General features: G+C 68.9%; 10 protein-coding genes. 9 read left to right on the top strand and 1 reads right to left on the bottom strand.

Annotation, left to right across the window (positions count from 1 at the left end):
* Positions 1-39 precede the first annotated feature (39 nt).
* The 3 genes from ASD65_RS06960 to ASD65_RS06950 are packed head-to-tail and all read left to right on the top strand — an operon-like array spanning position 40 to position 3,771.
* The gene (locus tag ASD65_RS06960; protein ID WP_082561605.1) at positions 40-2,220 is read left to right on the top strand and encodes a DNA polymerase III subunit gamma and tau; all 2,181 of its coding nucleotides are present in this window, start codon (positions 40-42) and stop codon (positions 2,218-2,220) included.
* A gap of 2 nt (positions 2,221-2,222) precedes the next feature.
* On the top strand, positions 2,223-2,816 hold the full coding sequence (recR, locus tag ASD65_RS06955; protein WP_056220305.1) for a recombination mediator RecR: 594 nt from the start codon (positions 2,223-2,225) through the stop codon (positions 2,814-2,816).
* Positions 2,817-2,829: 13 nt separating this feature from the next.
* On the top strand, positions 2,830-3,771 hold the full coding sequence (locus tag ASD65_RS06950; protein ID WP_056220302.1) for a DMT family transporter: 942 nt from the start codon (positions 2,830-2,832) through the stop codon (positions 3,769-3,771).
* Positions 3,772-3,777: 6 nt separating this feature from the next.
* Here the strand turns inward: ASD65_RS06950 and ASD65_RS06945 are convergent, their stop codons facing one another.
* Complete coding sequence (locus ASD65_RS06945) at positions 3,778-4,269, bottom strand: hypothetical protein (RefSeq protein ID WP_156378802.1); 492 nt, start codon at positions 4,267-4,269, stop codon at positions 3,778-3,780.
* Positions 4,270-4,408: 139 nt separating this feature from the next.
* Here ASD65_RS06945 and ASD65_RS06940 point away from each other — a divergent pair, with 139 nt between their 5' ends.
* The 6 genes from ASD65_RS06940 to ASD65_RS06915 all read left to right on the top strand — a co-directional run bounded on the left by ASD65_RS06940 (position 4,409) and on the right by ASD65_RS06915 (position 11,388).
* Positions 4,409-5,695: an aspartate kinase gene (locus ASD65_RS06940; RefSeq protein ID WP_056220296.1), complete on the top strand. Its 1,287-nt coding sequence runs from the start codon at positions 4,409-4,411 to the stop codon at positions 5,693-5,695.
* A 189-nt stretch (positions 5,696-5,884) separates the two neighbouring features.
* A complete protein-coding gene (locus ASD65_RS06935; protein ID WP_056220294.1) occupies positions 5,885-7,552 on the top strand; it encodes an ABC transporter substrate-binding protein in 1,668 nt (555 codons plus the stop codon).
* A 42-nt stretch (positions 7,553-7,594) separates the two neighbouring features.
* Complete coding sequence (locus ASD65_RS06930) at positions 7,595-8,596, top strand: ABC transporter permease (protein WP_056220291.1); 1,002 nt, start codon at positions 7,595-7,597, stop codon at positions 8,594-8,596.
* On the top strand, positions 8,589-9,662 hold the full coding sequence (locus ASD65_RS19190) for an ABC transporter permease (RefSeq protein ID WP_156378801.1): 1,074 nt from the start codon (positions 8,589-8,591) through the stop codon (positions 9,660-9,662). Before ASD65_RS06930 ends, ASD65_RS19190 begins: the two co-directional genes overlap by 8 nt.
* Before the next feature lie 8 nt (positions 9,663-9,670).
* The gene (locus ASD65_RS19185; RefSeq protein WP_056220289.1) at positions 9,671-10,534 is read left to right on the top strand and encodes an ABC transporter ATP-binding protein; all 864 of its coding nucleotides are present in this window, start codon (positions 9,671-9,673) and stop codon (positions 10,532-10,534) included.
* Positions 10,531-11,388 (top strand): ABC transporter ATP-binding protein, encoded by an 858-nt coding sequence (locus tag ASD65_RS06915; RefSeq protein WP_056220286.1) that lies wholly within the window; start codon positions 10,531-10,533, stop codon positions 11,386-11,388. The genes ASD65_RS19185 and ASD65_RS06915 overlap by 4 nt, the downstream gene beginning before the upstream one ends.
* Position 11,389: the final 1 nt, after the last annotated feature.

Genomic DNA, 11,389 nt, shown 5'->3' with positions numbered 1-11,389 from the left:
GCCCGGCGGGATGTCGCGACCACAGCATAGGCTGGGCACGTGACCATCGCCCTCTACCGCCGCTACCGTCCCGAGACGTTCGGCGAGATGATCGGCCAGTCCCAGGTCACCGAGCCGCTCATGACGGCGCTGCGCGGTGATCGGGTCGGCCATGCCTACCTGTTCTCGGGACCCCGCGGCTGCGGCAAGACGACGTCGGCGCGCATCCTGGCGCGCTGTCTGAACTGTGCCCAGGGGCCGACCGACACCCCGTGCGGCGTGTGCGACAGCTGCATCGAGCTCAGTCGCGGCGGCGGCGGTTCACTCGATGTCGTGGAGATCGACGCGGCCAGCCACGGTGGTGTCGATGACGCCCGAGACCTGCGCGAGCGGGCGATCTTCGCTCCCGCACGTGACCGCTACAAGATCTTCATCATCGATGAGGCGCACATGGTGACCTCGGGGGGCTTCAACGCGCTCCTGAAGCTCGTCGAAGAGCCGCCCGAGCACGTCAAGTTCATCTTCGCGACGACGGAGCCCGAGAAGGTCATCGGCACGATCCGCTCGCGGACGCACCACTACCCGTTCCGACTCGTCCCGCCGGCCGCGATGCTGGAGTACGTCGAGTCGCTGTGCGAGGTCGAGGGGGTCCGCGTCGAGCCCGGCGTGCTGCCGCTCGTGGTCCGCGCCGGAGGTGGGTCACCGCGTGACACCCTGTCGCTGCTGGATCAGCTGATCGCCGGCTCCGACGTGGGCGAAGGCTCCGACACCGTCCTGGTGCGCTACGAGCGCACGGTTTCGCTGCTCGGGTACACGCACGGCGCCCTGCTGGATGAGGCCGTCGACGCGTTCGCAGCGTCGGATGCCGCGGCCGCCTTCGCCGCCGTCGACCGTGTCGTGCAGACCGGCCAGGATCCACGGCGGTTCGTCGACGACCTCCTCGAGCGCCTGCGCGACCTCATCGTCATCGCGGCGACCGGACGCGGCGCCGCCGCGGTGCTGCGCGGAGTGCCCGCCGAAGAGCTCGAGCGCATGAACGCCCAGGCCGCGGCGTTCGGCTCCGAGCGCCTCTCGCGCACGGCCGACCTCGTGATCGGCACGCTGGACGAGATGACCGGCGCGACCTCGCCCCGCCTGCAGCTCGAGCTCATGGTCGCCCGCGTCCTGGCACGCGACACGGCCGCCCCCGGCGTCGCCGCGACGCCCGTCGCCGCGTCCTCCGCCCCTGCGGCCGCCCCGGCCGCTGCCCCCGTGGCACCCGCCGCGGCTCCGGTGCAGCCGCCTGCGGCTCCGGTCGTCGCGCAGCCTGCCGCTGCTCCCGCCGCTGAGCGAGCGCAGCGAGACGAAGCGCCTCCTGCTCCTGCTCCGGCTCCGGCAGCCCCCGTCGTCGTCGCGCCGCCGGTCCCGTCCGGTCCGGTGACGGTGCAGCGCCTGCGCGAGGCGTGGCCCGAGATCCTCACGAAGCTCGAGGGCATCAGCCGCACGTCCTGGCTCGTGGCCGCGAATGCACGCGTCATCACGTTCGCGGACGACGTGCTGTCGCTCGCGTTCCCGAACCAGGGCGACCTGACCCGCTTCAAGCAGCTGACGCGCGGCGCCGGCCCCAGCGAAGACCTCCGCCAGGCGATCCTCGGTGTCGTCGGCGTCAGGGTGAAGTACCTCGCCAAGCTCGACGCCGGCGAAGGACCAGACGGCCCCGACGTCCCGCCGTCCGAGCCGTACGACCCGGGTCCGTCCGGGTTCGACGCCCCGGCCGGTTCCGCCCCGAGCGCCCGTCCGCCGGCACCCCGCACTCCGCCCGCCGCGCCGCCGCGCGCGCCGGAGCGCTCGACGTCGGCACCCGTCGCGCGGGCATCCGCCGCGCCCGTGACCGACTGGGCCGTCGCTCCGATCCCGACGGATGACGCGTCCTCCCCGATCGCGCAGTTCGCCGTCGACGACGAACCGGAAGAAGCGGCATCCGCTGCCTCCCACTCGCGCACGGCGACGCTGGCCCCCGCCCGCGCGGGCGACGTGCTCCCGGCCGCCGAGATCGAGCCGTCTCACGTGACCGACGACGAGGAGCCCGAAGACGACACCGCCGCCCCCGCCGTCGACGTGCCGATCCCACCCGTCGTCGCGCCGCGGCTTCCGCCGTCGGCCGGCGGCATCCAGCGCTACGGCGAAGCCGTCGTGCGGCAGGTCCTGGACGCGACCTTCGTGCGTGAAGAGCCCTACGCGCCGCCGACGAGGTTCAACTAGCCATGTATGACGGAATCGTCCAAGAGCTGATCGACGAGTTCGGTCGCCTGCCCGGCATCGGCCCGAAGTCGGCGCAGCGCATCACCTTCCACATCCTGCAGACACCGTCGTTCGACGTGTCGCGCCTGGCCGAACTGCTGGCCGAGGTGCGCGAGAAGGTGCGCTTCTGCGAGGTGTGCGGCAACGTCTCCGAACAGGAGCGCTGCACGATCTGCCGCGACCCGCGCCGCAACGCGACGTTCATCTGCGTGGTCGAGGACGCGAAGGATGTCGCCGCCATCGAGCGCACGCGGGAGTTCCGCGGGCTCTACCACGTGCTCGGCGGGGCCATCAGCCCGATCGCGGGCATCGGCCCCGACGACCTGCGCATCCGCCAGCTCATGCAGCGCCTGGCCGACGGCACCGTGCAGGAGGTGATCCTGGCGACCAACCCGAACCTCGAGGGCGAGGCGACCGCGACCTACCTCAGCCGGCTGCTGCACACCCTCGACATCTCGGTGACGCGCCTGGCGTCCGGCCTGCCGGTCGGCGGCGACCTGGAGTACGCCGACGAAGTCACCCTCGGGCGCGCGTTCGAAGGGCGCCGGGCCGTCTGATGAACGCGGTCCGATGAGCGCCGCCGTCGCGCGCTTCGACACCCGCGCCTGGATCCTCTTCGCGGCGATGGCCCTCCTGTGGGGCATGCCGTATCTGTTCATCAAGCAGGCCGTCGACTCGTACACACCGGCATCCGTCGTCGCGGGTCGCACGCTCATCGCGGCGCTCCTGCTGCTCCCGTTCGCCCTGCGCCAGAAGGCACTGCGCCCCGCGTTCGGCAAGATCGGGTGGGTGCTCGCATTCGGTGCGATCGAGATGGCCGGGCCGTTCCTGCTGCTGGGGCACGCCGAGCAGACGCTGCCCTCGGGCCTCACCGGACTCCTGGTCGCGACCGTCCCGCTGTTCGCGGCGGTGATCGCTGTGCTCGGCGGTGATCGCGCCGTCCTGCGGCCCTCCCGCATGATCGGTCTCGCGCTCGGCTTCGCCGGCGTCGCGGTGATCGTCGCCGGGCCCGGACTCGCGGTCGGCGGCACCGCCGGTCTGCTCGCACTCGGCGAGGTGCTGCTGGTCGCTGTCTGCTACGCAACCGCGCCATTCATCGTCGCGCACAAGCTGAAGGGCATTCCGGCGCTCGGTACGATCACGATCTCGCTGGCCGCGGTCGGACTGTTCTACCTGCCCATCGCCCTGTTCACCCAGCACGAGGTGCCGACGATGGAGAGCACGGCGGCACTCGTCGCGCTCGCGGTGCTGTGCACAGCCGTCGCCTTCATGGTCTTCTTCGCGCTCATCGCCCGCGTCGGCCCCGTGCGCGCCCCGCTGTTCACGTACGTCAACCCGGTCGTCGCGATCCTGCTCGGCGTGGTGATCCTGGGGGAGCAGATCACCCTCGGCCTCATCATCGGCTTCCCGCTCGTCATCCTGGGCTGCTGGCTGGCCGCCACCGGAGGCACGTTCCGGCCGCGCAAGCAGGCTGTCATCGGAGGCGATCTGCCGCCGATCCCACCCGGCTGACCCGGTTCAGCGCAGGATCTCGATCAGGACGACCCACGCGAACGTCACGCCCGACACCACCGCGAGGATCGCGCCGGCGCCGAGCCAGGCCAGACCGGCCGTCGAGCCGATGACCAGCAGCACAGACCCCGCGGCATAGGCCGCGACGGGAGCGATGATCGCCGCCGACTTCGGGGTGCGCGTGCCGCGCGGCGCGAGCGTGTTGAGGTACACGGCACGCACGGCATGGAAGGCGAAGACGGCCGCGATGACGGCGCCGATCGCGACTTCCGCGCCGTAGAGCCAGAGCGGCTGGGCGGGGACGAGGCCCAGCGCGCACACGATCAGCGCGAGAGTGAGGGTCGCGATCGCCGCCGCGGCGCGAGCGGGCAGATGCGGAGCGTCGAGTATGTCCTTGACGTTCACCGACATCGCCACGATCAGCAGACCGACGAGCGCGGCGAGCCCGCCGAGCATCGCGACGTTGAACTCGCTCCATGCCTGCGTCGCCGCGTCCATGCGAGCACTGTAGCGCGCGTCACGCATAACGAGGGGGGCATGCACTTTCCGTAAGATGGGACCTTGGGCGCCGCATCCGTCGCCCATCGCCGCCGGACGTGTGTCATCGGGCGGCGGCACACCCCCGGGGAGTTCCACAGTGGCGCTGATCGTGCAGAAATACGGCGGTTCATCCGTCGCCGATGCGGAGAGCATCAAACGTGTCGCCAAGCGCATCGTCGACAACCGACGCGCGGGCCACGAGGTCGTCGTGGCCGTGAGCGCCATGGGCGACACGACCGATGAGCTGCTCGACCTGGCGAACCAGGTGGCGCCGATTCCCGCGCCGCGCGAGCTCGACATGCTGCTGTCCAGCGGAGAGCGCATCTCGATGGCGCTGCTGGCGATGGCCATCCACTCGATGGGCTTCGAGGCGCGCTCCTTCACGGGCAGCCAGGCCGGGATGATCACGGATGCCACGCACGGCGCCGCACGCATCGTCGATGTCACCCCGATCCGGCTGCGCGAAGCGCTGGACGAGGGCGCGATCGTCATCGTCGCCGGCTTCCAGGGCTTCAACCGCGACACCCGCGACATCACGACCCTCGGTCGCGGCGGCTCGGACACCACCGCCGTCGCGCTCGCCGCGGCGCTGGACGCCGACGTGTGCGAGATCTACAGCGACGTCGACGGCATCTTCACCGCCGACCCCCGGGTCGTGCCGAAGGCCCGCAAGCTCGACCGCGTCTCCAGTGAGGAGATGCTGGAGCTCGCCGCCAATGGGGCCAAGGTCCTGTACATCCGCGCCGTCGAATACGCCCGCCGGCATGGCGTGCTCATCCACGCGCGGTCCACCTTCAGTTCGAGCGAGGGCACCTACGTCCTCAATGAGAAGCAGCGTTCCCGCTACCTGGATCAGGGAGAGCACATGGAAGAGCCCATCGTCGCCGGAGTCGCCACCGACCTCAGCCAGGCGAAGATCACGGTCATCGGCGTCCCCGACGTCCCCGGTAAGGCCGCCGAGATCTTCAAGATCATCGCGAAGTCCGGCGCGAACGTCGACATGATCGTGCAGAACGTGTCCGCCGCCGCGACAGGACGCACCGACATCTCCTTCACTCTGCCCAAGTCGGAGGCCGCCATCGCTCTCCGCGCCCTCGCGGGGGAGCAGGCCGAGGTCGGGTTCGAGAGCCTCGTGCACGACGACCAGATCGGCAAGCTGTCGGTCGTCGGTGCCGGAATGCGCACCCACTCGGGGGTCTCGGCGACGCTGTTCGAGGCGCTGTCGATCGCGGGCGTCAACATCGAGATGATCTCGACGTCCGAGATCCGCATCTCCGTCGTCGTCCGAGGCGATGACCTGGTGGCCGCCGCGCGTGTCGTGCACACCGCCTACGGGCTCGACGGCGATGACGAGGCCGTCGTGCACGCCGGCACCGGCCGCTGACACACCACCGAAGCCCCCTCGTCCGGTCTGCCGGAGGAGGGGGTTTCGCCGTGTTGCGGCGTCTAGCGGCGACCGTCGCCGAATCGTAATAGAAAATGTTCTTTCCAGTTCGTTCCTTTTCAGATAACGTTCTTCCCAATAAGCGCCACGTTCCCTTGGCGTTCCCCCGGAAGCACGAAAGAAGGAACGATGATTCGTCGATCGAAGCGCTCTCTCGCCGTGGCCATCGCCGCCGGCGCGACCGCTCTGTCTCTCGCTCTCGCCGGCTGCAGTCCGTCCGGCGGTTCCTCGAGCGGCGCTGACCGCCCGCTGCGGGTGTGGGCCGGCAGTGCCACTCCCGTCAACGAGAACTTCAACCCGTTCAACCTCGACTCGGCCGTGCACGCGACTTTCGGACCGATCTACGAGCCGCTGTTCTTCTTCAACCAGCTCTCCAGCGACCCGCCCGTCGGTCTGCTCGGCGACAGCTACGAGATCAGCGAGGACGGCACCGTCGTCACGGTGACCCTCAAGCCCGATCTGAAGTGGAACGACGGCGAGGCGCTGACCGCCGCCGACGTGGTCTTCACGATGGGCTACGGCCCGAACAAGAGCGTCGACATGGTCTCGGCAGAAGCGCCGGATGACACCACCGTCGTCCTGACCTACTCCAAGCCGCACTTCACCGGGCTCTCGCTCACCCTCGGCTCCACGTGGATCGTGCCCGAGCACGTGTGGGGCAAGATCACCGACTACATGGCGGAGACGAACCCGAAGCCGATCGGCAGCGGTCCGTACATGCTGAAGACGTTCTCGGATGCCGCGTACACCGTCGAGGCGAACCCGAACTTCCGTGACGGCGAGCCCGCCGTGAAAGAGGTCCAGTACATCGGCATCGACAGCAACCAGTCCTCGCAGGATCTCCTGGCCACCGGCAAGCTCGACTGGGTCGGCCAGTTCATCGCCAACCCGGACGCCGTCACCGGCAAGGGCGTGATCTCCACGCTCAACCTGCAGCAGGACCCGACCGTCCTGGTGACGTGCTCCTCGGCCGAACAGGGCTGCACGGGTGCGCAGACCGATCCCGCCGTGCGTCAGGCGATCAACGTCGCGCTGGACCGCTCGACCATCCGCGAGAAGGCCTTCGCCGGTCTCGCCGGGGAGAGCAACCCCGCGTTCCTGCTCCTCCCGCGCGATGAGGCGTGGCTGAGCGACCCGTCGCTGGAGACGAGCCCGCAGAGCCCGAACGCCGCAGAGGCCGGGGCGATCCTCGAGGCCGCCGGCTACGCCAAGGGATCGGACGGCTTCTACGGCAAGGACGGCGAGACGATCGATCTGGACCTGTTCTCGCCGGATGGATGGACCGATTACAACGACGCCGCCAAGCTGATCGCCGAGCAGGCCGGAGAGGCGGGGATCAAGATCACCCCGCGCACCGTGTCGGACGCCGACTACTGGACGCCGATCTCCAGCGGTGACTTCCAGATGGCGCTCTACGGCCTCGCGGCGAGCCTCGTCGCGGACCCGTACTCGACGTACCACGAGTACTTCGAGGGTGTATCGACGGCGAAGGTGGGAGAGGACCCGGTCTCGGGTCAGAACTATTCCCGCTACTCCAACCCCGTGGCGGATGCCGCGATCGTGGCCGCCGGTGCGACCAACGACGAAGCGACCAAGCAGGCGGCATACGCGACGGTCCAGACGGAGATCGCCCGCGACCTCCCCTACATCCCCGTGGTCCTGAACGCCTCCCAGTCGTTCTTCAACACGAAGGACTTCACCGGATGGCCCAGCGAGAGCGACCTGTACGCGGTGCCGCTGCCGTACACGTCGGTGGCCAGCGCCATCGTGCTCACGCATCTGAAGCCCGTCAAGTAGCCCGGCCATGCGACGGACTCCCGGCATGAAGATGTGTGCGGCATGAAGTTCTATTTGAGGCGGTTCACCTTCTATGTGGTGACCCTGTGGGCGGCCATCTCGCTGAACTTCCTGCTGCCGCGCCTCCTGCCGGGGGATCCGGCGCAGATCATGATCGGAAAACTGCGAAGGGCCAGCGGAGGCCGGCCCATCTCGCAGGAGACGATCGACTCGATCAAGGCGCTGCTCGGCGCGGACGACACACCGCTGTGGCAGCAGTACCTGAATTACTGGGGGCGCCTGCTGCACGGCGACCTCGGGATCTCCTCGACGCGGTATCCGGCATCCGTCGGCGAATTGATCGCCCAGGCCCTGCCGTGGACCGTCATCCTGGTGGGAGTCGCGACGGTGATCTCGTTCGTCCTGGGCATCGTCGTCGGTGCCTGGGTGGGATGGCGGCGCGGCACGTGGCTGGACCACCTGGTGCCGATCACGACGATCTTCCAGTCGATCCCGTACTTCTGGCTGGCACTCGTGCTCGTCGCGATCTTCTCGGTGAACCTGGGCTGGCTGCCCATCATCGGCGGCTACGACGTCTTCGAGTTCCCCGGCGGCCCGGAATGGAGCTGGGCGTTCGTGGGCAGCGCCATCACCCACGCGATCCTTCCGGCCGTCACGATCGTGCTGTCCTCGGTGGGCGGCTGGCTGCTGGGGATGCGCAACATGATGGTCTCCACGCTCTCCGAGGACCACGTCGTCACGGCGGAGGCGAAGGGCCTCAGACCCCGCCGCATCCGTACCGCGTACGCCTCCCGCATCGCGCAGATCCCGTCGCTCGCCGGCTTCGGCATCGCGCTCGGCTTCGTCGTGGCCGGCTCGATCGTGATGGAGCAGGTGTTCAGCTACCCGGGCATCGGCAAGCTCATGATCCAGTCGGTGCAGGGGCTGGACTACGCGCTGATGCAGGGCGTCTTCCTGGTCATCACGATCACCGTGCTCGCCGCGAACTTCATCATGGATCTGATCTACGGCTTCATCGACCCGAGGGCCCGACACAATGGCTGACACCGACCTGAGCTCCGCCGAACTCGAGCGCCTCGAATTCGTAGAGGAGACGCAGATCTCCTTCGACTCCCCGGCCGAGGCGGAGGCCGTGCGCGAGGCGTCCCGCGAGGCGCAGGCGCAACGCACCCGAGGCCGGTTCACCGACCTCCTTCCGCGCCCGTCCGCCAAGCTCATCACCGGCATCGCGATCGTCTCGGCCATCGTGCTGTTCGCGATCTTCGGCCCGATGTTCGCCCAGGACCCGTACAACTCGCACAATCCCTCGCTCCAGCCGCCGAGCACCGAGCACTGGCTGGGCACGACGAAGCTGGGCTACGACGTGTTCGCACAGCTGGCGACGGGCTCGCGCGGATCGCTCCTGATCGGCCTGATCGCGGGCGTGATCGCGCTCGTCCTCGCGGTGATGTTCGGCGTCTTCGCGGGCTACTTCGGCGGGTTCGCCGACGAAGCGCTCTCGCTGTTCACGAACATCATCCTGGTCATCCCGGGTCTTCCCCTCGTGATGGTGATCGCCGCGTACGTGCAGCGCGCCGAGGGGCTCGGCGACATGGCGCGAAGCTGGCTGATGATCGCGATCGTCCTCGGCATCACCGGGTGGGCTGGATCCGCCGTGGTGTTGCGCTCGCAGGCGCGGTCGCTGCGATCGCGCGAATACGTGGCCGCTGCCCGTGTCGCGGGGGAGAAGCCCGGACGGATCATCTTCGTCGAGATCCTGCCGAACCTCGTGCCGCTGCTGGCCGCCCAGTTCCTGTTCGGCATCATCTTCGCGATCCTCGGCGAGGCCGGGCTCTCCTACCTAGGGCTCGGCGCCACCGGATCGATCACGTGGGGCACCATGCTCAACGACGCGCAGACCGGCCAGGCCGTCGGTACCGGAGCCTGGTGGTGGTTCGTGCCGCCGGGAGCGATGATCGCGGCCCTCGGGGCGGCACTGTCGCTCATCAACTTCGCGATCGACGAGGTCGTCGATCCCAAGCTGCGCCTGGCCCCGCAGAACGCCCGGCGCGTGCGCAAGGCGGCCAAGGCCGGCATCGGCATCACCGAGGACGCGGGAGCACTGGCATGAACGGGACCATGGGCGAGCCGGTGCTGACAGCGCGCGGCATCTCGATCGAGTACCAGGTCGATCCTCCGGTCAAGGCCGTGCGCGAGGCATCCCTCACTCTCCACCGCGGCGAGATCCTCGGGCTCGCCGGGGAGTCCGGATGCGGCAAGACGACGCTGGCGTACGGCATCAACCGGCTCCTGAAAGCGCCCGCGCTGATGACCTCCGGCGAGGTGATCTTCCACGATGCGGGCGGGCACGACATCGATGTCGTCGAGCTGCGCGAGGAGTCGCTGCGCACGTATCGGTGGGACAAGGTCTCGATGGTCTTCCAGGGGTCGATGAACTCCCTGAACCCGGTGCTCAACGTCCGCACGCAGCTCCATGACGTCTTCACCACGCATCGCCGCAGCATGACGCGGGCGCAGCGGGAGGCGCGTTCGGTCGAACTGCTCGAGTTGGTCGGGGTCGACCCGTCACGGCTGTCCAGCTTCGCGCACGAGCTGTCCGGCGGGATGCGGCAGCGCGTCATGATCGCGATGGCGCTCGCGCTGGACCCGCAGGTCATGATCATGGATGAGCCGACCACGGCACTGGATGTCGTCGTGCAGCGCGGCATCATCCGCGAGATCATGCGGCTGCGCGAGCGACTCGGGTTCGCCGTGATCTTCATCACGCACGATCTGCCGCTGTTGATCGAGATCAGCGACAACATCGCGATCATGCTGCAGGGCGAGATCATCGAACAGGGACCCGCCGAGGATATCTACCGCCGGCCGACGCACGAGTACACGCGCAGGCTGCTGGCGAGCTTCCCGAGTCTGCGTGGCGTGCGCGGCGGTTTCGTGCGACGTGGGCCCGACGTGGTCGAGGCCGAAGGAGGTGCGGCATGAAGACCGCCACACGACGTGACGGCGCGCTGGAAGCACGCGGCCTCATCAAGGACTTCCGGCTGCGTGACGGGGTGAAGTTCTCGACCCTGCACGCGGTGAAGGACGTCTCGTTCTCGCTCGTGCCGGGCCGCACCATCGCGCTGGTCGGCGAGAGCGGCTCCGGCAAGTCGACGATCGCGCGCATGATCGCCAAGCTCGAGACTCCGACGTCGGGGACGATCCTGCTCGACGGCGTCCCGAGCGGCACCGGCGGACGCGCGCTGGCGCAGTATCGCCGCGACGTGCAGATGGTCTTCCAGGACCCGTTCGGATCCCTCAACCCGTTCCACACGATCCTTCACCACATCGAGCGGCCGCTGCGGATCCACCACCCGAAGTGGTCGACGCGCGAGGTCACCGACCGCGCGTACGAGCTGCTGGAGCGCGTGCGGCTGACCCCGGCGGCGCAGTTCGCGCGGCGACGCCCGCACGAGCTCTCCGGCGGCCAGCGTCAGCGCGTGGCGATCGCGCGGGCGCTGGCGCCCGGCGCACGGTTCATCATCGCCGACGAGCCGGTCTCGATGCTCGATGTGTCCATCCGGCTCGGGGTCCTCAACCTCCTGGCGGATCTGCAGCGCGAGGAGCAGCTCGGGGTGCTGTACATCACGCACGACCTCGCCACCGCGCGACACTTCTCGGACGAGATCCTGGTGATGTACCGCGGTGACATCGTGGAGCGGGGACCTTCGGATCGGGTGATCCTGGATCCGCAGCACGAGTACACGAAGACGCTTTTGGATGCCGCGGCGGATCCCGACAAGATCGGGATGCTGCGTGATGAAGTACGGGCGGGAATGGCAGAGACGGATGCATGAG

Source organism: Microbacterium sp. Root61, assembly GCF_001427525.1.
In the GTDB taxonomy this organism is placed as follows: Bacteria; Actinomycetota; Actinomycetes; order Actinomycetales; family Microbacteriaceae; genus Microbacterium.
Note: the sequence above shows the minus strand (reverse complement) of the source record. Positions and strands in the feature narration are given on the sequence as shown.

Bases quoted from the DNA above. Each gene is read 5' to 3' on its own strand.
- ASD65_RS06945 (WP_156378802.1), bottom strand. From the start codon at position 4,269: ATGGACGCGGCGACGCAGGCATGGAGCGAGTTCAACGTCGCGATGCTC.
- ASD65_RS06935 (WP_056220294.1), top strand. From the start codon at position 5,885: ATGATTCGTCGATCGAAGCGCTCTCTCGCCGTGGCCATCGCCGCCGGC.
- recR (WP_056220305.1), top strand. From the start codon at position 2,223: ATGTATGACGGAATCGTCCAAGAGCTGATCGACGAGTTCGGTCGCCTG.
- ASD65_RS06915 (WP_056220286.1), top strand. From the start codon at position 10,531: ATGAAGACCGCCACACGACGTGACGGCGCGCTGGAAGCACGCGGCCTC.
- ASD65_RS06930 (WP_056220291.1), top strand. From the start codon at position 7,595: ATGAAGTTCTATTTGAGGCGGTTCACCTTCTATGTGGTGACCCTGTGG.
- ASD65_RS19185 (WP_056220289.1), top strand. From the start codon at position 9,671: ATGGGCGAGCCGGTGCTGACAGCGCGCGGCATCTCGATCGAGTACCAG.
- ASD65_RS19190 (WP_156378801.1), top strand. From the start codon at position 8,589: ATGGCTGACACCGACCTGAGCTCCGCCGAACTCGAGCGCCTCGAATTC.
- ASD65_RS06950 (WP_056220302.1), top strand. From the start codon at position 2,830: ATGAGCGCCGCCGTCGCGCGCTTCGACACCCGCGCCTGGATCCTCTTC.